The organism is Litorivicinus lipolyticus, assembly GCF_009650135.1.
Taxonomy (GTDB): Bacteria; Pseudomonadota; Gammaproteobacteria; order Pseudomonadales; family Litorivicinaceae; genus Litorivicinus; species Litorivicinus lipolyticus.
The window spans coordinates 1,521,233-1,544,182 of record NZ_CP045871.1; the positions used below are offsets into that span (position 1 = coordinate 1,521,233).

Below are 22,950 nucleotides of genomic sequence, written 5' to 3' on the forward strand. Positions count from 1 at the left end.
GTCAACGCATGAACGCACTCACAGAAACACCCCTTGAACGGCCACCTTACGACGACGAAATTGACCTAATGGATTTGTTCCAGTCGCTTTGGAGTCAACGTGGGTTAATCGTCGGCATCACCCTTGGTTGCCTGTTGGCGCTAAGCACCATGCATTTGGCACTGTTCAGCCTGCCATCAAGCCACAGCGTAAAACTGAACGTCATTTTTCCGTTTAAAGGGGCCGAATCCGGTACTTATCCCGATGGCAGCCCGTTTTTTCTCAGTGATTTGACCGCCAATCGGACGATCATGACTGCGATCGAGGCAATCGCGCCGGGCATCGACGCCAATGATCTGGCACGCGCGTTAACCGTGACCCCTGGCAACGCGCTGACCGAGACCCTTGAAGGGGCGCTTGAGGATCTGCGCGCAGACAAAAAGACCCCCGCCGAACGCATCGATCAGCTTGATCAAACCTTGGATCAATTGACCGCAGTGGCCAACAAAACCGCGCATCTGCGTTTGGATGTCGGCCAACTCGGCCTGTCCGCCAATCAAGGCGAGCGTTTATTGCTGGCCATACTGGATAACTGGGCCGTCGTCGCCGCACGGGATTTTGGTGTCAGCGCGGCCAAAATCGCGCTGCCACTGCAGCCCTTTGAGTGGGACCGCGACACCGACATCGCCGAAAACATTGACGCTCTGTCACGGCGCCTGACGACGCTGGAACAAAGCATTCGTAACTTGCAAACGCTGCCCGGCATTGAGACCACGACCGACGGTACGACCTCGATTATTGATTTGACCACCCAAGCGAATTTGCTGCGCAACGCCAAGGTCTCACCGCTGCGCTCATTCATCTATGAATACTATTCGCTGCTAGCCGAGGACTCCGTCAGCATCCGAATTCAACGCGATGGCCGCATTCGCACGTTGGAATTGGCGCTGGATGAAAAAAATGGATTGCTCGAAAGCTACAAAACCGCCTTCGACGGCATTGCGGGCGCCGGGCCACGGCTCTCCAATGCCGGCAACCAGCCGCTGGCATCCGGCCCCGGCGTTGACGGTTCATTCCTCGCTGAAATGTTGAGTTTGGGCGAGCAGCTCGGCGAGAAAGAACTCAAGCAAACGCTGCAAACGAAGCAATTAGTGCTGCTTGAGGATATCTCTGCACTGCAACGGGAGCTGTCATTAATTCAAACCGACCGCGAATTGGCGTTTTCGAAACAACAGGTCAACGACTATATTGACAGCCAGTTCCCAAGCGCAATTGCGGGTGTTAATGCCCTGCGCCTAGACACCATTGACTTGGTCGAGGTCATCAGTCAACGCACCTTGAACGAGCGCCAAGCGCTGTATCAATTGCTGGGCCAGCGTGAGGTCACACAGGACCGGATCGTCACAACCAAATTGTCACTGCAGGTGGCACTGGCCGGCGTGCTCGGTCTAATGATCGGTTGTCTAATCGCTCTGATCAGGGGCGCCATGCGCAAACGTCAACTGGTCTAATACCGTCACACAGACGCCAATCATGGCGCATTAGGGCAAGTCTGCGAGCGCACGCGCGATACACTTATCTCAATTACAAATAATTGAGTCACGCATGATTACCGACGACGCCCTCTGTGCCGCTATCGAACCGCACGCCGATTTGCCCGGGGCAATGCTGCCGGTGTTGCACGCCATTCAAGGCCAGTTCGGTCACCTACCGCCCAATACGGTGCGCCTGGTGGCGGTACGGTTGCGTGTCAGTCGCGCCGACGTCGAGGGCGTCATCAGCTTCTATCACCACTTTCGGCGCCAACCCGCCGGCGCGCACATCGTTCAAGTCTGTCGTGCCGAGGCCTGTCAGGCCCGCGGGTCGCGCGAGCTGGAAGCGCACTTGAAATCGACCTTGGCGATTGACTACCACCAGACCACCGACGACCGCGAAATCACCCTGGAACCTGTGTACTGCCTGGGCAACTGTGCCTGTGGCCCAAACCTGTTGATTGATGATCAGGTTCACGCCCGTATCACGCCTGCCAAAGCGACGCGGCTGATGGATGGCTTGCGCAGCCAAGCCCTGGAGATCAACTAAGATGATTCGTATTCCCAGTGACACCACCGCACTTAGCTTGGGCGCCAACGCGGTCGCCGAACGCATCCGTGAATTGGCCCCGGACGCCGAGATTAAACGCAGCGGCACGCGCGGCTTGTTTTTTCTAGAACCGCTGATCGAGGTCGAAACGCCCAACGGTTGGGTCGCCTACGGACCGCTAGAGCCGGACGATGTCACCGCCGAGTTGGTGGCCGGCGGCGCCCATCCCAAATGCCTGGGCGACATTGAAGCCCACCCCTATTTGGTCAATCAACAACGCCTGACGTTTAGCAAAATCGGCAAAATTGATCCGCTGAGTCTGGACGATTACCGAGCACACCGCGGCTTTGCCGGGCTGACCGCGGCGGCGGCCATGACCCCAGCCGACATTGTCGCCACGGTCACCGACAGCGGCCTGCGTGGGCGCGGCGGCGCCGCCTTCCCAACCGGCATTAAATGGAACACGGTATTGGGCGCCGACAGCGCGCAAAAATACATCGTCTGTAACGCCGACGAAGGCGACAGCGGCACCTTTGCCGACCGCCTGGTGATGGAATGCGACCCCTACATGCTGATCGAGGGCATGATCATCGCAGGCTTTGCCGTCGGCGCGACCCAGGGCTATATCTACCTGCGCCGAGAGTACCCCTTGGCTGATCGCACCCTGCGCGCGGCGATTGAAAACTGCTACGCGTCAGGGCTGCTGGGTGATGACATCGCCGGCAGTGGCCGCGCCTTCAATGTCGAAGTGCGGTTGGGCGCGGACGCCTATATTTGCGGCGAAGAAACCAGCCTGCTTGAAAGCCTGGAGGGCAAGCGTGGACTGGTTCGTGCAAAACCCCCGCTGCCTGCGCTGGTTGGCTTATTTGGCCAGCCGACCGTGGTCAACAATGTGCTGTCGTTGGCCGCCGTGCCGTTCATTTTGGACCAGGGCGCGCGCGCCTATGCCGACTATGGGGTCGGCCGTTCGCGCGGCACACTGCCGATCCAATTGGCCGGCAACATCGAATGCGGCGGCTTGATTGAGCGCGCCTTTGGCCTGACGCTGCGTGAAGTGCTAAACGATTATGGACAGGGCTGCGCCAGTGGCTTGGCCATGCGAGCAGTCCAGGTCGGCGGCCCGCTGGGCGCGTACCTGCCGGACTCGCAGTGGGACTTGCCGTTGGACTACGAAGCCTTTGCCGCCGCCGGCGCGGTGCTGGGGCATGGCGGCGTGGTGGTCTTTGATGCCCGCGTGGATATGGCCGAACAAGCCCGTTTCAGCATGGAGTTTTGCGCCGCCGAATCCTGTGGCAAATGCACGCCGTGCCGCATTGGCAGCACCCGCGGGGTCGAGGTCATCGACCGCATCCGCGCCGACGATAACCGCGCAGCCAACCTGGAATTGCTCAACGATTTGTGCGACACCATGATTCATGGATCGCTCTGTGCGATGGGCGGCATGACACCGTTCCCGGTCCAGAGCGCCGTTAAACATTTTGCCGACGATTTCGGCACCCCGAACGTGACGCCCGAGGCTCCCCATGCTTAAACACTTCGATCCCCGCACCGACATCCGCATCGACAAAGACCTGGGCACGCCGCCGTCGCGCTCCGAAAACACCGTCGAGCTGAGCATTGATGGCGTCCGTATTCAGGTTCCCGAGGGCACCAGCGTGCTGCGGGCCGCAGCGTTGGCGGATATCAACATCCCCAAACTGTGTGCCAGTGATAACTTGGACGCCTTCGGGTCGTGCCGATTGTGCGCGGTCCAAATCGAGGGCCGGCGCGGCTACCCCGCCAGTTGCACCACCCCCGTCGAGGACGGCATGCAGGTCCAAACTCAAAATGATGACATTGCCAAATTGCGCCGCAATGTCATGGAGCTGTACATCTCGGACCACCCGCTGGACTGCCTGACCTGCCCGGCCAACGGTGATTGCGAGCTGCAAGACATGGCCGGGGCCGTTGGGCTGCGCGACGTACGCTACGGTTTTGACGGCGAAAACCACTTAAGTGCTGAAAAAGACACTTCTAACCCCTATTTCACCTTCGACCCCAGCAAATGCATCGTCTGCAGTCGCTGTGTTCGCGCCTGTGGCGAAGTTCAAGGCACCTTCGCCCTGACCATCGACGGCCGCGGATTCGACTCAAAAGTCAGCGCCGGCAACCTCGACTTTATGGATTCGGAGTGCGTGTCCTGCGGCGCCTGTGTCCAGGCCTGCCCGACCAGTACGCTGATGGAAAACAGCGTCATTGAAATGGGTCAACCGGAGCATTCAACCGTCACCACCTGTGCTTACTGCGGCGTCGGTTGCAGCTTCAAAGCCGAAATGAAGGGTGACCAATTGGTCCGCATGGTGCCGTACAAGGGCGGCGACGCCAACCAAGGCCACAGTTGCGTCAAAGGCCGCTTTGCGTTCGGCTACGCGACCCACAAAGACCGCATCAAAACCCCCATGATCCGCGACAGCATCAACGAGCCGTGGCGCGAAGTCGATTGGGACACGGCCTTGCAATTTGCGGCCGACAAATTAAAGGCCGTTCAAGCCAAACACGGGCGCAATTCCATCGGCGGCATCACCAGTTCGCGCTGCACCAATGAAGAAACCTACCTGGTCCAAAAACTGATTCGCGCCGGGTTTGGCAACAACAACACCGACACCTGTGCCCGTGTCTGCCACAGCCCGACCGGATTCGGCCTTAAAATGACACTGGGCGAATCCGCTGGCACCCAAACCTTTGACTCGGTGCGCCATGCCGATGCGGTGCTGGTGATTGGCGCCAACCCGACCGATGCGCACCCGGTATTCGCCTCGGCGCTGCGCCGGCGTCTGCGCCAAGGCGCGCGCTTGATCGTCGCCGACCCGCGCGAAATCGACCTGCTCAACACCCCGCACACCCAAGGCTCGCATCATTTGCCGCTGCGCCCCGGCACCAATGTCGCCATGATCAACGCGCTGGCGCATGTGGTGGTGACCGAGGGATTCGAGGACCTGGACTTTATCCAAGGCCGCTGTGATAAAGCCGCGTACCACGCATGGCGCGCATTCATTATCGATCCGCGCAACAGCCCCGAGGCGATGCAACAGGCCACCGGCGTTGACGCCGAGCGCGTGCGCCAAGCGGCCCGTGATTTCGCCAGCGCGCCCAACGGCGCGATTTTCTATGGCCTTGGGGTGACCGAGCACAGCCAGGGCAGCACCATGGTCATGGGCATTGCGAATTTGGCCCTGGCGACGGGCAACATTGGTCGCGAAGGCGTGGGTGTTAACCCCTTGCGCGGTCAAAACAACGTCCAGGGGGCCTGTGACATGGGCAGTTTCCCCCACGAACTACCCGGCTATCAGCACGTCAGTGACGTCGCCGCGCGCAGCCGCTTTGAGGACAAATGGGGCGTAACCTTGGATCAGCATCCGGGCTTGCGTATCCCCAACATGTTCGATGCCGCAATCGCCGGCCAGTTCAAGGGGATGTACGTGCAGGGCGAGGACATCGCCCAGTCCGACCCCAACACACAGCACGTCGAGGCGGCACTGCGTGCACTGGAGTGCTTAGTAGTTCAGGACATCTTCCTGAACGAAACGGCCAAGTTCGCGCATGTGCTGCTGCCCGGGTCGACCTTCCTGGAAAAAGACGGCACCTTTACCAACGCCGAACGCCGGATCAACCGCGTGCGCCGCGTGATGCCCCCGGTCGCCGGCATGGCCGACTGGGAAGTCACCGCGGCGCTGTCCAATGCACTGGGCTACCCGATGAACTATGCCCACCCCAGCGAGATCATGGATGAAATTGCCGAACTGACCCCCAGCTTCGCCGGCGTGTCGTACGACAAACTCGAACGCCTCGGCAGTATCCAATGGCCCTGTAACGATGCCAACCCCGAAGGCACTCCGACCATGCACGTCGACAACTTCCCGATTGGCAAGGGTCAGTTTGCGATCACCGAATACGTGCCAACGGACGAGCGCGCCACCGCGCGTTTCCCGCTGCTGTTAACGACCGGGCGGATTTTGAGCCAGTACAACGTCGGCGCCCAAACCCGGCGCACCGACAACCAGTCCTGGCACAGCGAGGACCTGCTGGAGCTGCACCCGGAGGACGCCCAATTGCGCGGCATCAAGGATAATGATTGGCTGGGCATCAGCAGCCGCGCGGGCACCACCGTGTTGCGCGCCCGCGTCAGCGATCGGATGTTGCCTGGCGTGGTCTACACCACCTTCCACCACCCTTTCAGCGGCGCCAACGTGATCACCACGGATGCCAGCGATTGGGCTACCAACTGCCCCGAGTACAAGGTCACCGCGGTCCAGGTCGAAAAGGTCAGCCAGCCCAGCGAGTGGCAGCAAAGCTTTGAAGCCAATGATCGCCGCCAACGCGAGCTGCGTGCGATGGCCAGCGCCGCCGGCAAATGACGACCCACGCCTGGGTCACCCAGGGTGATCAGACGCGCCCGGATGCCGTGGTTGACGAGTGCGCGGTGGCACTGGAATACAACGGCATCAGCCACGCGGTGATGATGGCGACCCCGCGCGACCTGGCGGACTTTGCGACCGGTTTTAGCCTGTCCGAGGGCATCGTTGATAACCGCGAGCAAATCTATCAGATCGATATCGACCGCTGCGACCGTGGCGTCACGGTTGCGATCGAGGTGGCCGGTGCGGCGTTTGACCGAATCAAGCGCCGGCGCCGGCAAATGACGGGGCGTTCGGGCTGTGGGTTGTGCGGCACCGAGTCCCTAGCCGAGGCCATTCGACCGATCCAAAAGGTGAGTCCGGTGTCCGTCAGCGCGGACGCCATTGAGGTGGCGATTAGCCACTTGCGCGAGCACCAAGTTGACGGCCAAGCCACCGGAGCCAGTCATGTCGCGGCCTGGGCTGAGGCCGACGGCCGGATTGTGCTGGCACGCGAGGATGTGGGTCGCCATAACGCGCTGGACAAACTGATTGGCGCAGGCGCCGGCGCCGGCGCCGGTTTTGCCCTCATCAGCAGCCGTGCCAGCTATGAAATGGTCCACAAAGCCTGTGCCGCGGGCATCGGTGCTCTGGTGGCGGTATCCGCTCCAACCTCACTGGCGATCGATATCGCCGCCGATGCCGGTTTAACCCTGATTGGCTTTGCGCGGCCGGGCCGCTACCAAACTTACGGCACACTGCTACGGAGTGCACAATGAAATCGCAACTTGAAAACCTGGTCCACATGGCCAACCAAATCGCCTCGAACAATGCCACCTGGGGCACGCCTGACGACGTCACCCTGCGCGTCGGCACGCACTTGAAAAAGTTTTGGGCACCGTCGATGTTGACGATGCTGGCGGCCTATGCGGGCGATGATTTGAACCCGATCGCCCGGGACGCGCTCAAAACCATTTCCAACGCTTAAACAGCCACACCTGCAGCGCCACCAAGGCCACCGAGAAGGCGCAAAATATCTCGAAGGCATAGGGGTTTTCGACGCCCGGCACACCGCCCACGTTGATGCCCAACAAGCCGGTTAAAAAACCCAGAGGCAAGAACACCGCCGCCACCACCGACAACACATACATGTTGCGGTTGAGTTTGTCCGCCAGCACGTTTTGCAGCTCGTCCTTGACGATTTGGGCGCGCTCACGCAGCGCATCCAGGTCCTCCACAAAGCGCATCATTTGCTGATAGCACTCCATCAACTGGCGACGGTTGTGCTCGTCCAGCCAGCTCACCTCCGCGGTCCGCAACGAAGCAATCGCGTCGCGTTGCGGTGCCAAATAGCGACGGAAAACGATGGCTTGTTTGCGCACCCCCACGATGGCTTCGCGCAGCGCGCCATCCGCGCCCTCCAGCAGCGCTTCCTCGAGGGTGTCAGTGGTTTCATCCAGCAGCGACAAGGTCGGCTCCATGCGGTCGAATAAACTGCCCAACAATTTCGCCACGAAGTCGCCAACGCTGACCGGCCCACGTCCATCTAGCAAACGCGCCTGCACATCCAGAACCCCTTTGAGCTGACGCTTGCGCAGGCTAATAATCCGGTTCGGGCTCAAAAACAGCCGAACCGACACCATGTCCTCCGGCGCGCTGTCGGCATTCAAATTGACGCCGCGCAAAAACAACAACGCGCTGTCGCGATGCTCGACTAGGCGGGGCCGGGTTTCATCCGCCAACAGCGCGTCAACGGTCAATTCATCCAAATCCGGCGCCTGCTCCCGAAACCAGTCGCGCACGCCAGGGTGGTCAACATTCAAATGGACCCATTCGATCAGGCCGTCCGGGCTAACACCGCCGCGGCCATCGAGGCGATGGTGGATCAATACTGGACTGTCTGTCATGCACACACTCATCAAGGGTTATCCGCCCACAGTTTAGCGCGAACATAGGGATTGAGCAGCAGCCGTTGGATGGTTACTCTCTGGCCATGCAAATACCCATCCAAGACCACACGTGCGGCTGGACCCAGCACGCGGAACCTGCGCCACCACGTGCGCACTTGAATGGCCACCTTAAAGCCGACTGGCTGATTATCGGCGGCGGCTACACGGGTCTAAGCGCGGCCCGCCAACTGGAACGCCACGACCCCAACGCCCGCATTGTGCTGATCGAAGGCGCCCGCATCGGTCAGGGCGCGAGCGCTCGCAACAGCGGCTACCTGGTCGACTCGACCTTGAATGACGGCCACCTCAGCGACAGCGGCTTAACAGCGTACCGCAGCAAGCTGGCCCTCAATCAGGCCGGCATCGCGGCGGTTGAACGCTTTGCCGACGACTGTGCCGAGCCCCTGACGCTGAATCGTTGCGGCAAGTACCACGGCGCTGCCAACGCACTGAACCACCGCAAACTGTTGCAGTTTGGCGCGACGCTGAACGAATGTGGGCTGGACTTTGAGCACCTCGGCGCGGCCGAATTGGCGGCCCGTTTGGGCACCGAGTACTACCATGAGGCCATCTACACCCCCGGGGCCATCATGGTCCAGCCGGCGCAGTTGGCCTTTGCCATGGCGCGCGCCTTGACCACGACCCAGTGCTACGAGCACACCCCCGCGCTGAAACTGGACGGGCACCGCGATTACGTCGAGTGCACCACCGCCGAGGGCAGCATCCGCGCGCAACGGGTACTGCTCTGTACCAACGGTTATTTGCGCAGCGCAGGCCACCGTCGCAGCTTCCCGCTGTGGCTGACGGCGAGTTTGACGCGGCCATTACGTGCGGACGAGTTGGCGGCGATCGGACACCCCAAACCCTGGGGGCTGTTGTCGGCCCAAGCCATGGGCGCCACTGTGCGGCTGACCGAAGACTACCGACTGATGATCCGTAACACCGTCGCGGTCAACGGCCAGTTAGCCGCCGACAACGACGCCATGGCACGCGCCCGGGCGCACCACCTAACGGGCTTGCAACGCCGTTTTGGTGGGTTGGGCCTGGACGATATCGAGCACACCTGGGGCGGTGTCACCGGCATCAGCGGCAACAGTGCCAACGTATTTGAGCAGGCGGACACGCGGATCTGGCGCGCCGGATGCTACAACGGCGGCGGCATTGGATTAGCCACGCTGTTTGGCGAGGCCGTGGTCGATTTGGCCCGTGACCAACTGACGCCCGCGGTGATGATGATTCGCCAGCGCCCGACCCCGTCGTGGCTGCCACCGGAACCGGCACTCAGTGTCGGCGTGCGTGCGCGCCTATGGCGAGATGCACGGCGCGCAAAATTCGAGCGTTAGCCGGCGTCGGGGTTCAAGGTGTCGCTGGGAAAATCGTAGTACAGCGGAGTCCCGGTAAATTCAGACGCCGCGCGGGCATAGCGAACGGCCTCGTGGAGCTGTTCGAAAACCGCCAAATCGTGCGGGTTTACCGCCACGTCTAGTGTGTGTGCGGTGACCCGCCATTGGTCTCGGTAGTGCACTCGGATTTCAGTCATACCTAACTGTCGGCCGCACTTGCCATTGTCGCCATACGTAGTTTCCTCAGTTAATACAGGTTCCGGGCTAATCTGTGGTACAGCTCACACCTTGAATGCCTGCGCTGCCCTGTAGCAGCGTGTCAGACAGCATGCTTTGTGACTCGGTGTCGGTAAACAATCGCGAGCGCGTCAGGAACCGTTGCCCCGTTGGTCCCTCGACCGAAAACATGCCGCCACGGCCCGCCACCACGTCAATAATCAGATGCGTGTGCGACCAATACTCCCACTGACTTTCACTGATATAAAATGGCTGGCCGGCCACATCCCCTAGGTAGACGTCGCGAGACCCCACCTTAAACTCGCCCCGCGGGTAACACATTGGGGCTGAGCCATCACAACAGCCGCCGCTTTGGTGGAACAGTAACGGTCCATGAATTGGCAGCAAGGATGCCACCAGTGTTTCGGTCGCATCAGTGCACGACACACGGGCTACTTGGTACATAGCGCAAACCTCCTGAACGCAAAAACGCTAGCGAGTGCTAGCGTTTCGGCTAGATGATGTGACTAGAAAAATCCGAGTGGGTTTTCGTCGTAGGATACCAACAGGTTCTTGGTTTGCTGGTAGTGCTCCAACATCATCTTGTGGTTCTCGCGGCCGATGCCTGACTGTTTGTACCCACCGAATGCGGCGTGCGCTGGGTATTGGTGATAACAGTTGGTCCACACTCGACCGGCCTGAATCGCGCGGCCAAATTTGTAGGCGGCGTTGGCCTCGGCAGTCCAGACGCCGGCCCCCAATCCATACAGGGTGTCATTGGCAATCTCGATGGCTTCCTCATCCGTCTTGAACGTCGTGACTGACACCACTGGGCCAAAAATTTCTTCTTGGAAGATGCGCATCTTGTTATGGCCTTTAAAGGCCGTCGGCTGGACGTAGTAACCGTCTTCGTGGCCGTCAGCCACATCACCACCGAAGATCACCTCGGCGCCCTCTTCTTTACCAATTTGCAGGTACGACTGAATTTTTTCGTACTGCTCAGCGCTGGCTTGGGCGCCGACCATTGTGGCCTCGTCAAAGGGATTGCCTTGGACGATCTGAGCGGCACGTTGTTGGACCAGCGCCATGAATTCGTCGTAGATATCTTCGTGAATCAGTGCGCGAGAAGGACAGGTGCAAACTTCCCCTTGGTTGAAATACGCCAACAAGAAGCCTTCGACACACTTGGAAATAAACTCAGGCGACTGGTCCATAATGTCCTTGCGGAAGACATTCGGGCTCTTACCCCCCAGTTCCAGGGTCACCGGAATCAGGTTTTCGGATGCGTACTGCATGATCAGGCGACCGGTCGTGGTTTCACCGGTAAAGCCAACTTTGGCAATCCGGTTGGACGAGGCTAGGGGCTTACCCGCCTCTAGGCCAAAACCATTGACCACGTTGATCACGCCCGGCGGCAGCAAATCACCAATCAGTTCCATCAAAACCATGATGCTAAACGGTGTTTGCTCCGCAGGCTTCAGGACCACCGCGTTACCCGCTGCCAATGCCGGCGCCAGCTTCCACGCCGCCATTAGAATTGGAAAGTTCCACGGAATAATTTGCGCCACCACGCCCAGCGGCTCGTGATGGTGATAGGCCAATGTGTCGGTGTCCATTTCGCCAATGGTGCCCTCTTGGGCCCGGATAACCCCGGCAAAATAGCGGAAGTGATCCGCCGTCAACGGGATGTCCGCGTTAACGGTTTCACGGATCGGTTTGCCGTTATCCAGCGTCTCAGCCAGCGCCAGCAACTCTATGTTCTCTTCGATCCGGGCGGCGATGTTGTTCAATACCCGTGAGCGCTCGGTCGTACTGGTTTTGCCCCAGGCCGGTGCGGCGGCGTGAGCGGCATCCAAGGCTGCATTGACATCATCTGCGTTGGAGCGGGCGATCTCGCAGACTTTCTTGCCCGTCGTCGGCGACAGATTGTCAAAGTACAGGCCGCTTTTGGGGGCCACGAAGGCACCGTTAATAAAGTTGCCATAACGCGCTTTCGGCTGCAGCGGCGAATCGGGCGTACCGGGATAAGCATGAACGGTCATAACTGAGAATCCTTTTGTTGTTATTTAGGACGAGTCACCTCGTAAGACGTTAATAGCCATATCCATGCCAACCGCTAGGTCATTGATTTTATTGGAATCGGACTGTCTCAAGCGACCCGGACGGCATGGGCAGTGTCGCAAGGATGAGACACTCGGCGCGTGGCGGGGATCGAAATGCGACCTAAGGGGTACTGCTATGGTGCGCCGCGTTACGTATTTTTAGGACACTAAAAACTCATAACAACGACCTTTATGTCCGCACCGATAGACCTGACCAGCAGCGCTGTCGTACCCAAATCATGGAGCCGCTGTGCGAACCAATACGGCATCAGCCCGACCCACCGCCGGCCGTTAGACGCGCGCCGCGATGACGCGGGCCACATGGCGCTGCGTGAACAACTGCTGCCGGTGTCCCGGCCCGAACTGGAACGGCTGGAGACTGTGGTCGGAAAAACCGGACACAGCATTATCCTGAGCGACAATCGCGGCACTATTTTGAGCGCCGCCAGCCACCGCCACTACCGCTCTGACTTCCAATCCGCGCGGTTGTCGACCGGCCAATGTTGGAACGAAGCCCTGCGCGGCACCAACGGCATTGGCACCTGCATTGCCGAGCACGCGCCGGTCTTGATTCACGGCGACCAACATTACGTCCGCGCCCATCACAACCTGTCCTGCGCTGCGGCCCCAATATTCGACGAAAACCACCAACTGCTAGCGGTCTTGGATACCTCGACCGTCAACCCGGACCGCGATCCGACCCGCGCGCTGCATACCCTGGCGATGGTCTCGGAGTCGGCCCGGCGAATTGAGCAGGATTGGTTTCGCCACCGGCATGCCGGCGACTGGTTGCTCGAATTGCAAACCACCGGCGCGGCGATCGCCTTGTATGCCCTGAGTGACGCGCTCAGCGTGATTGGATTGGATGCGAGCGCCCATCAAAACCTTAGCCTGGACGCTAGCTGGCTGGGGTTCGACTTGTCCGAGCATTTGGACAAACCCAGCTTTGAAAGCTTGTTGGACACCCTGGACAGCGGGCTTCAATACCACGTGCCGATCTTGGCCCAGGGCCAGTTCTTGGGGTTTGGTCATCTGCGAGCGCCCACCCAAACGGTCAGCCTGGAGGCCTACACGCCGCCACGCGCGCGCCCCAGTCAGCTTGATCAATTGCACGCCGGTGATGCCACCGTCCGCGAGTGCGCACGCAAAGCCAAGCGCTTGATTGAACACGATGTGGCGCTGCTGATTTGCGGTGAAACGGGCGTTGGTAAGGACCGCTTCGTCACGGCCTTGCATGCCGACAGCAGTCGCCGCGACGGCCCCTTGGTAACGGTCAACTGTGCGTCGATACCGACCGAGTTGATTGAATCGGAATTGTTTGGCCACGCCCCCGGGGCCTTCACCGGTGCCCGCCAGCAGGGCCACCGCGGCAAATTCGCCGAGGCCGATGGCGGCATTCTATTTTTAGACGAGATCGGTGACATGCCACTGGCGTTACAGTCGCGGCTGCTGCGCGCCGTCGAAACCGGGCGGGTGACACCGGTCGGCGGCAGCGGTGAGATACAGGTCGATGTGCGCATTATTAGCGCAACCCACCGCGACTTGGACGCACGCGTTCGTGACGGCCTGTTTCGGCAAGATTTACTCTACCGCCTGCGCGGCCTGGCGATTGAATTACCCAGCGTTCGTGCCCGATCGGACTTGCGCGCGCTGTTGCCGCGACTGCTGAGCCAACTCAGCCCCAACCATCACCTTAGCGCGGCGGCACTGGATGCCCTGTGCGCACCACCCTGGGTCGGTAATTTTCGCGAAATCAACCAATGCCTGAAAGCATCGGTTGCCCTTGCGGACCGCCTGACCTTGGAGGTAGCAGACCTAATCGGCATGCCAGACGGCGGCCATCACGACCTGTTGTCGCAGGTCCAATCAACCCATCACAGTGCCATCGATGACGCCATCGCAGCCTGCGACGGCAATGTCACCCACGCCGCCAAACGCCTAGGGATCAGCCGCGCGACGCTGTACCGAAAGCGTGCAGCGCCAACCGAATAAACAGCCCCGCGCCCACCACCACCAGAACCACCCGCAGCAGGTGCAAGATAACCACGTAGGAGGCATCGGCCCCAATCAACCAGGCCAGCAACGCCATCTCGGCTTGGCCACCGGGTGCCAGGCTTAACATCAAGGTCTTCCCATCCAGCGCCGTCAACCACAGCCCCAGCGCCACCGACGCCACCCAGACCGGTAAAATCAGCATCAACTGCCCGACCACGTGGCGCATGCTGATCCAGGTTTGGCGCGCGGTTGAGCCGGCGAAGCGGCGCGCCAAACTCCAACCAATCAGCGCCTGGGCCACCGTCAGGGCCCAAATCGGCGGTGTCATATGCCAGCCAAAACCGATCCCGGCGACCGCGGCCACGATCATGGGACCCAGCACCGACGGCGCCGGAATACGCGCGGCCCGGCCAAGCCACACCCCAGCCGGCACCAACAGCAAAAGCAAGCCAATGTCGCGCGGGCCCGCCGTGCCGAAGCTGGCCTGGTCAAGGTTGACGAACTGAGTGAGCACGATCAACAGCGAGACACCGCTGACTAACAAGAACACGCGCAAGGTGTGGGCCAGAGCCACCGGCCGCACATCAACGCCCTGCTGGCGCGCCGATTCAACCATCTCGCTGAGGCCGCCCGGCAACGCCGCGTAGATCGCCGCACGCGGCGACCAACCGCAGCCGCGGATAAACCAGACCGCACCGACACCACCGGCGACCGTCACATAGGCCACCACCAGCACAATCAGCTCCCATTCGCGCGCCAACACCACGAATTGTTGCACCTGCAAGGAGCCGCCGATGCCGGCGCCCAAAATGCCGCGGCCAATGTCACCTAAGCGGCCGTCACTGGGGACCGTTAAACCGCCAAAGGCCAGCAACAAGCCGACCAGCGCCGGGCCCAACATCCAAGCCAAGGGGTAATGGATCGCATGCGCCAGCCAACCGGCCAGCGCCATGCACGCCAAACACAGGGCGCCGCTTACGCGCGGCGTGATTGCAGACGATCCTTAATGATCGGGTAGATGAACAACAACACGGCGACCAGCAAAATAGTCAGGGTCATCGGCCGTTCCCACATAAATTCCATGCCACCGGACTTGCGAATGGCGCGGCCTAGGTTGTCCTCCAGCATGCCACCCAAAATGAAGCCAATGATCAAGGGTGGCAATGGATAGCCCCCAAAGCGCAGCAGCGCAGCAAACAGCCCGGTGCCAATCATAATCAGCAGCTCAGTCGGGTTGTTCTGGCCAATGTAGGCGCCGATCAAGGAAAAGAACACCACAAACGGAATCAGGTATTGGCGCGGCACGGTCAACAGTTTCGCGATGTAAGGAATCAACGGCAGGTTTAATACCAACAACACCAGATTGCCGATGTACATGGAAATGATCACCGCCCAGAACACCTCTGGCTGATCCTCGATTAAACGCGGGCCGGGGGTCACCGACAGTGCAACCAGTGCACCCAGCAAAATCGCGGTGGTACCGGACCCGGGAATACCCAGCGTCAGCATGGGCACGAACGAGCCGGTACAGGCGGCATTGTTGGCCGTTTCTGGGGCGGCCAGACCGCGCTGCGCACCTTTGCCGAACTGATCGCGCTGGTCCTTGGGCGCCAAGTTGCGTTCGACCGCGTAGCCCAAGAACGAGGCCATGGTCGCACCCGCCCCCGGCAACACCCCAACCAGGAACCCAAGCACGGACTGGCGCCCGACCACCGGCGCCAGGTTCTTGGCCTCGGCCATACTGATTCGCAGGTCTTTGATTTCGTTTTGGTTAGCCTGTTGCGCACCGCGCTTACGATCGAGTACCAAGAACAGTGCTTCGGGCAACGCAAACAGCCCCATCACCAAGGTCACAAAGTAAAACCCGGACTGCAGATCCATAATGCCCAAGGTGAAACGCGCGGCGTTGTGCAGCGCCGACTCGCCCACGGTCGCCAACATGATGCCAAACACCGACATCAGCAGCGCCTTGAGCTTTTTACCCGGTCCGGCAAAGGCCGCAATCGCGGTCAGGCCCAACACCATCAACGCGAAGTACTCGGCCGACCAAAACAGCTTGGCGACGCTGGACAGGATTGGGGCAAAGATCATCAACAGGATCGCGCTGATGGTACCGCCCAAAAACGACGCCAACGCGGCAATCGTCAAGGCCTTTCCGGCTTGTCCGGCGCGCGCCATTGGGTAGCCGTCAAATGACGACGCCACCGTGCCGGCGACACCCGGCGCATTGATCAGGATTGACGAGGTCGAGCCGCCGAAAATGGCACCGTAGTAGACGCCGGCCAACAAAATCAGCGCCGACGCCGGATCGCCCAGTTGGATCGCAACCGGGATCATAATGGCAATGATCGACATCGGGCCCAAGCCCGGCAACATGCCAATAAAGGTGCCCAGGAAACACCCCAGGAACACCATCAAAATATTAAACGGAGAAATCGCGGCATTTAAGCCGAGCATGAGACCTTCAAGCATCACGCACCTCCGAGGAATGCAGGTAGCGGCACCAGGTAAATACCCAAGCCGCGCTGAACAATTAACCAGGTCAACACCGACGTAATCAACGCAATCGTGATCAGCACGCCGTATTTGCGTTCACCCAGCAAAATCGCACCACCCACCAAGAAAGCGGTGGTCGCAAAAATATAACCCGCCGGTCGCAACAAGATGGTGTACCCAATCATCAGGGCGACTAAGAGCCCTGCGGTACGCCATTCGAAATTGCGCCAGCCGGTGGCGTCCTCGGGTAAATCGTCAGACGATTCGTAGACCAAGGTCGCCAGAGAAAGTGCCGCCGCAAGGACAGCAAGTCCCATTGGCAGCGTGTTTGGCTTGAACGGCTGTCGCGCCTCAAAGGGCAACAGCGGATGCGTCCAGGCCAGGTACCCGTAGCCGACCGAAAAGGCCAACATCAAAAGGGCTATCAATCGATCGGCATTCAGGTTCATGGCTTACAGGAATCCTAGTTCTTTCATCAGGCCGCCAATTTCAGCTTCCTGCTTTTCCAAGAATTTGGTGAAGTCAGCACCGGGGTTGTAAATGTTGACCCAACCGTTACGTGCGCGAACGTCTTCCCATTCCGGTGTGTCGTACATCGCACCCAAGGCTTTGACGTATTCAGCTTGCTTGGCTTCGCTCAAACCCGGCGCGCCAAAGAAACCACGCCAGTTGATGAACACAGCGTCGTAGCCCTGCTCGCTCAAGGTCGGAACGTCGGCCGCTGCGCTAACGCGCTTGTCGCCGGTTTGAACCAGGATGCGAATCTCGCCCTGCTCCGCCAGTGCAACCGCTTCACTCAAACCGGTCGACAGTGCGTCCGCTTCGCCAGACAGCAATGACGCCATCGCTTCCCCGCCCGCATCGAAGGGCAGGTAATTAACGCTCAACGGATCAGCGCCCGCCGCTTTCATCGCCATGGCCGCGACCAAATGGTCCATACCACCGGCCACCGAACCGCCGGCAATCGCCAGGTCGCTGGGGTTACTGTTGTAGATGTCGACCAGGTCTTTGAACGACTTGACCGGGCTGTCGGCTTTAACGACCAGCGCTGCGTAGTCACCGATGGTGCCGGCAATCGGGGTCAAATCACGGAAGCTTTGCGGGAACACTTTGGTCAGTGAACGAATAACGATGGGGGTCGAATTGACCATCAAGGTGCCTTCGCTGCTGGCTGCGTTTTCGATCAGGTAACCAATCGCTTTACCGCCGCCGCCGCCGGACATGTTTTCGTAGCTGGCGTTGCCCACCAGACCTGATTTGGTCAAGGCTTCACCGGTACCGCGTGCAGTGCCGTCCCAACCACCACCGGCGCCGCCGGGGATGACGAAGTGAATGCTGTCGACCTGGGCATATGCACCGGCCGAAAACGCGACTGCGCTGGCAACACCGAGTGCCGCCAATGACTTAGTAATCGTGGTTTTCATGGAAATCTCCGTTATTGTTATCGGGCCCGAGCTGGTGCTGGGCGCCCGCGCATCTAAACAAACCAACCTGACAACAAGCTGACAGCGGATGAATTTACTGATCGTCGAAGACACCCCTAGCCTGCTGATGAGCCTGGATCGGCACCTGCGCAGCCAAGGCCACACAGTCGATTTGGCCGCCGACTTGGGCACCGCACTGTCGCTGTGGCGCAGTGAGCCCGACCGTTTCGACGTTATTTTGCTGGACGAGAACTTGCCCGATGGACTGGGCAGCACGCTGTTGGCCGAAGTCCGCGCGGCCGGCAATGACACCGGCGTGTTGGTGTTGACGGCGCGTTCCCAGGTCCACGACAAAGTTCATTTGCTCGACGTCGGCGCCGACGATTACATGACCAAACCCTTCGAGTTCCCCGAACTGGACGCCCGCATTCGATCAATCCATCGGCGCAGGCAACAAAAGCCCAGCGGCCTGGAGACCTTCGGCCCGCTGGAATTTGATCGCAGCCAGTCGATTTTTTGGGCAGCCGGCGAACAGGTCCAGCTGCGCCACAAAGAAGCCCAATTACTCGAGGCCTTTGTCGATGCTAAGGGCGCCATCTGTACCAAAGCGCGGTTGATTCAAAAGCTCTACCGACTGGACGACGACGTCAGCGAAAACGCGGTCGAGGTGCACATCGGACGGCTGCGGCGGCGGCTGGCCGATCACAACATCCGCATCGAGACCATTCGCGGCGTCGGCTATCAGTGCCATGTCTAAGCCCAATCGCTCGATCAGTCGTGTGCTATTTATTCAGCTGGCCTGCCTAATTGGCTTGCTGGCGGCCGCGGCCTATTTAATCACCGGATTTGTCGCCTTTCAGAGTCTCCAAAACAACCAAGACAACCGCTTATCATCGGTCGCCCGTGTGATCGCCGACAGCGTGGTGCTGCGCGGATCGACCATTGATTTTGACCTGCCGTATGCCGCCTTTGATGTGTTGACCTACCAGGCACCGGAATCGATTTTCTACCGAGTTACCGACCCATCCGGCGCCACCCTCGCCGGTTACCCCAGCCTGCAAGCTCCGACCGCCGGTAGCCACACCGGCGAACACCTGGGGTTGGCGCTGCGCACCTTTACCATTTCCAAGGTACTCCAAGACGACATCGGTGCCGTTACTATTACCCTGGGCCAAACCCAAGACAGCTTGCGTGACGCGGTCGCGCGCTTGGCCCAGCGCTCGGCACTGGGTGCGATGACCGCGTTTGTGCTGGTGTCGATCGCTGTATTTGCGGCACTGCGTGCTGGACTAAGGCCGCTGCGCGCCATTGAGCGTGCGCTGTCGCGGCGCGTGGCCGACGACTTTTCGCCGTTGGCGGATGAGGTGCCGCGCGAAATTCATGCCCTGGTCGTGGCACTGAACGACTCCATGCGCCAGCACGGTGAACTGCTGGACCAGACGCGGCGATTTATTGCCGAATCTACCCACCAGATAAAGACCCCGATTGCGTCATTGAGTGCCGAGGCGGATTTGCTGGTGGCCCAAGCGCCGGCTGACCTGAAACCTGAAATCGGCGCGTTGGCGGTGCATGCGCGCCAAACCAGCCACCTGATCAACCAACTACTGACCCAAGCCTCAATCACCTACGGCTTGGGCGCACGCACCCCCATCGAAACTCAAATAACGCGCTTGATTGACAGCGTGATCGAGTCGTTTGGGGTCCAGGCCGAAGCCCGCGACATCGAGATCGTCAACGCCGCCGGTGGCCCCATTGCGCATGCGGTTGACCCGGTTGGGCTGCGCGAGGCGCTGGTCTGCTTGATCGACAATGCCCTAAAATTCGCGCCTCCCCTGTCCGACATTCGGGTCAGCGCATGGCTGGATCAAGGCCTGTGGATTCGGGTTCAAGATCAGGGCACCGGCTTTGCCGGCAACCCAGAACGCCTGAAACAGCCATTTGCCCGCGGTGACAACAACCTTGCCGGATCCGGGCTAGGTTTGAGCATCGCCGAGCGGGTCGCCCAAGCCGGCGGCGGCCATCTGACCTTACAAAACCACCCCCGCGGAGGCGCCCAATGCGAACTCTATTTGCCCTAGGCACCTGGCTATTGATGGGCGCCGTGCACGCCGCGCCATGGATTGAATCCAGCTACACCCTGCCCGGCCAGGGTAAAGCGCAACTGACGATATACGGCACCCATGACCTGGATGCGATCCAATCCGTACTGGACGCCTTTGTCGCTGCCAGCGGCATTGGCTTGACCTACCACACCGCCAATTCCCGGGCGCTGCATGAACAGGTGGCGCTACCGCGGCGCCCCGGCACTGATTTGGTGTTCTCGTCCGCCACCGGTTTACAGGTCAAAGCCGTCAATGACGGCTGGGCGACTGCGCTGGACGGCATCGCGCCCAGTCCAACCCAGTGGCGCAACCGACTGTTCCAGGTCAGCATCGAGCCAATCGTGGCGGTCTATGACCGCGCACGTTCGCCATGGATGGGGCGTACCAAAAGCCGCGCCCAGTTAACCGAGCAACTGAAATACGAGGCGGCCACCGGGCGCACCTCGGTGGCCGTCTATAACCCCGCGGTCAGTGGGCTGGGCTACTTACTGGCGACCCAAGACAGCGAACAAACTCCGACCTTTTGGCCGCTGATTGACCAGTTCCGGGCGCTGGGCATGCGCGAATTTTGTTGCTCCGCCGACATGCTCGATGCGGTCGAACAAGGCAGCAGCCTGTTAGCTTATAACGTGTTGGAGTCCTACGCCGCCAAACGCATGCTGGCCAATCCAAACTTGGCGGTGGTGACCTTTGAGGATTATCAGTTGGTCGTGCCGCGCACGCTGTGGGTGCCGAGTTGGAGCACACAGCCGCAGTTGGCCCGGCAATTCATTGAATTCATGCGCGCCGATGACGGCCAGGCCTTACTGCCAGCGCGCAACCGCCTGGAGCAGCTGAACAACACCCAAGCCGCGCCGCTTAAACCCATTCGGCTATCGCCCGCCTTGATCCTGTACCTGGACGACTTCAAGCGCCAACGCTTTATGCGCCGCTGGACCCCGGGCGCGGTCGACGAGGGTTAGTCCGGGCCGGTGTAGGTCCACAGGTATTCAGGTGGCAAGGGTCCTTTGTTGCGACCGCCCTGCTGCATTTGCTCCCAGGCATGGGCCAAAATGCCGACGCTACGGCTTAAGCAAAACATGCCGCGGGCCAATTCAGGCGCCAACCCCAATGCCCCGTACAGTGCCGCCGTAGCGCCATCGATGTTGATCGCAATGGGCGTGGCTTTATCGCGGGATACGAAGGCTTGAATGGCCAAGACAACCGGCCCGTAGCGGCGATCGATTGCGCCATCCGTGGTCGCCGCCAACACCGCCAACAGCGGCTGCGCGCGCGGGTCCAGTGGGCGGTGAAAGCGATGGCCAAAACCGGGTACGAACGCGTCGACCTGGTGTTGGTAGGCGCCAACTACCTCTGCCACGGCTTGTTCAATCGACGCACCCTGATCAACACAGCCCAGCACACTGCGCATCAACCCAACGCACTGTTGGCCGGCGCCGCCGTGGACGTCACCGAGCATATTGACCCCGGTCGCCAGCGCGTTATTCAGCCCAACCCCACAGGTCGCCGCCATACGTGCCGCCGATACCGACGGTGCCTGTGGCCCATGGTCAACCGCCGCCACCAACGCCGCCTCCAAGACCTGCGACTGCTCGGCGCTGGGCGTGCCGCCGACGACCATGCGCCAGATCATGTCGACAAACCCGATCTGGCCGATTAGCTGCTGGATCGGCTCGCCGCGAATATCGATTTCACCGGGCTGCATCCGGATTATCGCGGTCTGCCACCATTGGCTCGGGTCACTCATTGTGTTCTCCCAGTGTCGGCGCCGGGCCCTGCGGCGTCAGGCGCTGGCCGTTGTACAAAAATCCGTTGGTCGCGATTGGCTGGGCGCCCGCGTGGACAAAGCCACGTGCCTGCAATTGCGGCTGGGCCAGCGCCTCGGGTAATTCAAGCACTGGACCTGCCGGCACGTCGGCGGCGGCCAAGCGCGACAACCAGTGCGCCCGCGGCGCCGTCATCAACACCGACTCAATCAGTACGCCCAGGTGATCGCGATTGGCCTTGCGCGCCTCGCGATCGACAAAACGCGGGTCCGATGCCCACTCGGGTTGCTCCAGTGCATCACACAAGCGCTGCCAATGGACGTCTTGATTGGCGGCCACGTTGATCAGCCCGTCGCTCGTTCGAAAGGCACCGGAGGGCGCAGAGGTCATGTTCTCGTTGCCCAGCCGGGTCGCCGCGACGCCCGCCTGAAGCCAGTTCGATACCGCCCAACCCATCGTACTCATCAGGCTTTCGAGCATGGAAACATCAATCATTTGCGGCTGCTCGCGGCGATTCAAGGCGGCGCTAATCGCCATTGCCGCGACCAGACCACCGACGCTATCGGCGACCGGAAACCCGGCCCGGGTCGGCTCACCGTCGGGCTGTCCGGTGATCGCCATGACCCCGGACATGCCTTGAATGATTTGATCATACGCGGGGGTTTTCGCCAGTGGCCCGGTTTGGCCAAAGCCCGAAATTGCACAATAGATAAGGCGCGGATTGATCATCGACAGCGTCGCAAATCCAAGCCCCAAGCGATCCATCACGCCGGGACGAAAATTTTCTAAAACAACGTCAGTGTCGGCCACCAATGCCTTAAAGTCTGCGACCCCGACGCTGGACTTCAAATCCAGCACAATCGAGTGTTTACCGGCGTTTTGGGCTTGGAAACTGACGCCCATGCGGGCCTGGTTGGCGCGCGGGTCGGCGCCCAATTGGCGCGCCAAATCCCCGGACGGACTCTCGACCTTGGTCACTTCAGCACCCAACAGGTGCAGCTGATAACTGGCAAAGGGGCCGGCCAGCACGGCAGATAAATCGAGCACTCGCACGCCCGCTAACGGCAGCGTCATCACCAACCTCGGATTCACAAATAGGGCATCATAGTTAGCACTGCCGCCT

At 60.4% G+C, this 22,950-nt stretch carries 21 protein-coding genes; 11 read left to right on the forward strand and 10 right to left on the reverse strand.

All coding sequences use genetic code 11. From position 1 onward, the window contains the following. Positions 1-8 precede the first annotated feature (8 nt). From GH975_RS07615 to GH975_RS07640, 6 genes are all read left to right on the forward strand, one after another. Entirely contained in the window at positions 9-1,490 is a 1,482-nt protein-coding gene (locus GH975_RS07615) for a hypothetical protein (protein WP_153713951.1), read from the forward strand. A 94-nt stretch (positions 1,491-1,584) separates the two neighbouring features. Next, a complete protein-coding gene (locus tag GH975_RS07620) occupies positions 1,585-2,061 on the forward strand; it encodes a formate dehydrogenase subunit gamma (protein ID WP_153713952.1) in 477 nt (158 codons plus the stop codon). 1 nt (position 2,062) lies between these two features. Then, entirely contained in the window at positions 2,063-3,592 is a 1,530-nt protein-coding gene (locus GH975_RS07625; RefSeq protein ID WP_153713953.1) for an NADH-ubiquinone oxidoreductase-F iron-sulfur binding region domain-containing protein, read from the forward strand. Next, on the forward strand, positions 3,585-6,455 hold the full coding sequence (fdhF, locus tag GH975_RS07630) for a formate dehydrogenase subunit alpha (protein WP_153713954.1): 2,871 nt from the start codon (positions 3,585-3,587) through the stop codon (positions 6,453-6,455). Before GH975_RS07625 ends, fdhF begins: the two co-directional genes overlap by 8 nt. Further along, entirely contained in the window at positions 6,452-7,213 is a 762-nt protein-coding gene (fdhD, locus tag GH975_RS07635; RefSeq protein ID WP_153713955.1) for a formate dehydrogenase accessory sulfurtransferase FdhD, read from the forward strand. The genes fdhF and fdhD overlap by 4 nt, the downstream gene beginning before the upstream one ends. Further along, positions 7,210-7,422 (forward strand): formate dehydrogenase subunit delta, encoded by a 213-nt coding sequence (locus GH975_RS07640; protein ID WP_153713956.1) that lies wholly within the window; start codon positions 7,210-7,212, stop codon positions 7,420-7,422. The genes fdhD and GH975_RS07640 overlap by 4 nt, the downstream gene beginning before the upstream one ends. On the opposite strand, the gene GH975_RS07645 is transcribed toward GH975_RS07640, so the two are convergent. Then, positions 7,400-8,341, reverse strand: a complete 942-nt coding sequence (locus GH975_RS07645; RefSeq protein WP_153713957.1) for a zinc transporter ZntB — start codon at positions 8,339-8,341, stop codon at positions 7,400-7,402. The genes GH975_RS07640 and GH975_RS07645 overlap by 23 nt on opposite strands. Before the next feature lie 86 nt (positions 8,342-8,427). On the opposite strand from GH975_RS07645, the gene GH975_RS07650 reads away from it, so the two are divergent. Beyond that, positions 8,428-9,726 (forward strand): NAD(P)/FAD-dependent oxidoreductase, encoded by a 1,299-nt coding sequence (locus tag GH975_RS07650; RefSeq protein ID WP_153714806.1) that lies wholly within the window; start codon positions 8,428-8,430, stop codon positions 9,724-9,726. Here the strand turns inward: GH975_RS07650 and GH975_RS07655 are convergent. The 3 genes from GH975_RS07655 to GH975_RS07665 all read right to left on the reverse strand — a co-directional run bounded on the left by GH975_RS07655 (position 9,723) and on the right by GH975_RS07665 (position 11,984). Then, positions 9,723-9,923, reverse strand: a complete 201-nt coding sequence (locus tag GH975_RS07655) for a hypothetical protein (protein ID WP_153713958.1) — start codon at positions 9,921-9,923, stop codon at positions 9,723-9,725. The genes GH975_RS07650 and GH975_RS07655 overlap by 4 nt on opposite strands. A 67-nt stretch (positions 9,924-9,990) precedes the next feature. Further along, positions 9,991-10,407 (reverse strand): DUF779 domain-containing protein, encoded by a 417-nt coding sequence (locus GH975_RS07660; protein WP_153713959.1) that lies wholly within the window; start codon positions 10,405-10,407, stop codon positions 9,991-9,993. 62 nt (positions 10,408-10,469) lie between these two features. Next, on the reverse strand, positions 10,470-11,984 hold the full coding sequence (locus GH975_RS07665) for an aldehyde dehydrogenase family protein (protein ID WP_153713960.1): 1,515 nt from the start codon (positions 11,982-11,984) through the stop codon (positions 10,470-10,472). 252 nt (positions 11,985-12,236) lie between these two features. Between GH975_RS07665 and GH975_RS07670 the strand changes: the two genes are divergently transcribed. Further along, positions 12,237-14,036, forward strand: coding sequence for a sigma-54-dependent Fis family transcriptional regulator (locus GH975_RS07670; protein ID WP_153713961.1), 1,800 nt, complete (start codon positions 12,237-12,239; stop codon positions 14,034-14,036). Here GH975_RS07670 and GH975_RS07675 read toward each other — a convergent pair. Genes GH975_RS07675 through GH975_RS07690 form a run of 4 tightly spaced genes read right to left on the reverse strand, consistent with a single transcriptional unit; the run spans position 13,990 to position 17,959 of the window. Further along, positions 13,990-14,991: an AbrB family transcriptional regulator gene (locus GH975_RS07675; protein WP_153713962.1), complete on the reverse strand. Its 1,002-nt coding sequence runs from the start codon at positions 14,989-14,991 to the stop codon at positions 13,990-13,992. The genes GH975_RS07670 and GH975_RS07675 overlap by 47 nt on opposite strands. A gap of 23 nt (positions 14,992-15,014) precedes the next feature. Continuing rightward, a complete protein-coding gene (locus GH975_RS07680; RefSeq protein WP_153713963.1) occupies positions 15,015-16,511 on the reverse strand; it encodes a tripartite tricarboxylate transporter permease in 1,497 nt (498 codons plus the stop codon). Then, the gene (locus GH975_RS07685) at positions 16,511-16,984 is read right to left on the reverse strand and encodes a tripartite tricarboxylate transporter TctB family protein (protein ID WP_153713964.1); all 474 of its coding nucleotides are present in this window, start codon (positions 16,982-16,984) and stop codon (positions 16,511-16,513) included. The genes GH975_RS07680 and GH975_RS07685 overlap by 1 nt, the downstream gene beginning before the upstream one ends. Positions 16,985-16,987: 3 nt before the next feature. Further along, positions 16,988-17,959, reverse strand: coding sequence for a tripartite tricarboxylate transporter substrate binding protein (locus tag GH975_RS07690; protein ID WP_153713965.1), 972 nt, complete (start codon positions 17,957-17,959; stop codon positions 16,988-16,990). Positions 17,960-18,047: 88 nt separating this feature from the next. Here GH975_RS07690 and GH975_RS07695 point away from each other — a divergent pair, with 88 nt between their 5' ends. From GH975_RS07695 to GH975_RS07705, 3 genes are read left to right on the forward strand one after another with little or no spacing between them, the layout of a single operon-like run. Beyond that, positions 18,048-18,716 (forward strand): response regulator transcription factor, encoded by a 669-nt coding sequence (locus GH975_RS07695; protein ID WP_153713966.1) that lies wholly within the window; start codon positions 18,048-18,050, stop codon positions 18,714-18,716. Further along, positions 18,709-20,037 carry a sensor histidine kinase gene (locus tag GH975_RS07700; protein WP_153713967.1) on the forward strand — a complete coding sequence of 443 codons (1,329 nt, stop codon included), beginning with the start codon at positions 18,709-18,711 and terminating at the stop codon, positions 20,035-20,037. The genes GH975_RS07695 and GH975_RS07700 overlap by 8 nt, the downstream gene beginning before the upstream one ends. Then, positions 20,016-21,023 carry an ABC transporter substrate-binding protein gene (locus tag GH975_RS07705; protein ID WP_153713968.1) on the forward strand — a complete coding sequence of 336 codons (1,008 nt, stop codon included), beginning with the start codon at positions 20,016-20,018 and terminating at the stop codon, positions 21,021-21,023. The genes GH975_RS07700 and GH975_RS07705 overlap by 22 nt, the downstream gene beginning before the upstream one ends. On the opposite strand, the gene GH975_RS07710 is transcribed toward GH975_RS07705, so the two are convergent. Then, entirely contained in the window at positions 21,020-21,808 is a 789-nt protein-coding gene (locus tag GH975_RS07710) for a citryl-CoA lyase (RefSeq protein WP_153713969.1), read from the reverse strand. The two genes, GH975_RS07705 and GH975_RS07710, sit on opposite strands and share 4 nt — an antisense overlap. Beyond that, positions 21,801-22,901, reverse strand: coding sequence for a CaiB/BaiF CoA transferase family protein (locus GH975_RS07715; RefSeq protein WP_153713970.1), 1,101 nt, complete (start codon positions 22,899-22,901; stop codon positions 21,801-21,803). The genes GH975_RS07710 and GH975_RS07715 overlap by 8 nt, the downstream gene beginning before the upstream one ends. Positions 22,902-22,950 lie beyond the last annotated feature (49 nt).

Excerpts from the sequence above, each read along its gene's own strand:
- GH975_RS07615 (WP_153713951.1), top strand. The coding sequence starts at position 9 with ATGAACGCACTCACAGAAACACCCCTTGAACGGCCACCTTACGACGAC.
- GH975_RS07620 (WP_153713952.1), top strand. The coding sequence starts at position 1,585 with ATGATTACCGACGACGCCCTCTGTGCCGCTATCGAACCGCACGCCGAT.
- GH975_RS07625 (WP_153713953.1), top strand. The coding sequence starts at position 2,063 with ATGATTCGTATTCCCAGTGACACCACCGCACTTAGCTTGGGCGCCAAC.
- fdhF (WP_153713954.1), top strand. The coding sequence starts at position 3,585 with ATGCTTAAACACTTCGATCCCCGCACCGACATCCGCATCGACAAAGAC.
- fdhD (WP_153713955.1), top strand. The coding sequence starts at position 6,452 with ATGACGACCCACGCCTGGGTCACCCAGGGTGATCAGACGCGCCCGGAT.
- GH975_RS07640 (WP_153713956.1), top strand. The coding sequence starts at position 7,210 with ATGAAATCGCAACTTGAAAACCTGGTCCACATGGCCAACCAAATCGCC.
- GH975_RS07645 (WP_153713957.1), bottom strand. The coding sequence starts at position 8,341 with ATGACAGACAGTCCAGTATTGATCCACCATCGCCTCGATGGCCGCGGC.
- GH975_RS07650 (WP_153714806.1), top strand. The coding sequence starts at position 8,428 with ATGCAAATACCCATCCAAGACCACACGTGCGGCTGGACCCAGCACGCG.
- GH975_RS07655 (WP_153713958.1), bottom strand. The coding sequence starts at position 9,923 with ATGACTGAAATCCGAGTGCACTACCGAGACCAATGGCGGGTCACCGCA.
- GH975_RS07660 (WP_153713959.1), bottom strand. The coding sequence starts at position 10,407 with ATGTACCAAGTAGCCCGTGTGTCGTGCACTGATGCGACCGAAACACTG.
- GH975_RS07665 (WP_153713960.1), bottom strand. The coding sequence starts at position 11,984 with ATGACCGTTCATGCTTATCCCGGTACGCCCGATTCGCCGCTGCAGCCG.
- GH975_RS07670 (WP_153713961.1), top strand. The coding sequence starts at position 12,237 with ATGTCCGCACCGATAGACCTGACCAGCAGCGCTGTCGTACCCAAATCA.
- GH975_RS07675 (WP_153713962.1), bottom strand. The coding sequence starts at position 14,991 with ATGGCGCTGGCCGGTTGGCTGGCGCATGCGATCCATTACCCCTTGGCT.
- GH975_RS07680 (WP_153713963.1), bottom strand. The coding sequence starts at position 16,511 with ATGCTTGAAGGTCTCATGCTCGGCTTAAATGCCGCGATTTCTCCGTTT.
- GH975_RS07685 (WP_153713964.1), bottom strand. The coding sequence starts at position 16,984 with ATGAACCTGAATGCCGATCGATTGATAGCCCTTTTGATGTTGGCCTTT.
- GH975_RS07690 (WP_153713965.1), bottom strand. The coding sequence starts at position 17,959 with ATGAAAACCACGATTACTAAGTCATTGGCGGCACTCGGTGTTGCCAGC.
- GH975_RS07695 (WP_153713966.1), top strand. The coding sequence starts at position 18,048 with ATGAATTTACTGATCGTCGAAGACACCCCTAGCCTGCTGATGAGCCTG.
- GH975_RS07700 (WP_153713967.1), top strand. The coding sequence starts at position 18,709 with ATGTCTAAGCCCAATCGCTCGATCAGTCGTGTGCTATTTATTCAGCTG.
- GH975_RS07705 (WP_153713968.1), top strand. The coding sequence starts at position 20,016 with ATGCGAACTCTATTTGCCCTAGGCACCTGGCTATTGATGGGCGCCGTG.
- GH975_RS07710 (WP_153713969.1), bottom strand. The coding sequence starts at position 21,808 with ATGAGTGACCCGAGCCAATGGTGGCAGACCGCGATAATCCGGATGCAG.
- GH975_RS07715 (WP_153713970.1), bottom strand. The coding sequence starts at position 22,901 with ATGACGCTGCCGTTAGCGGGCGTGCGAGTGCTCGATTTATCTGCCGTG.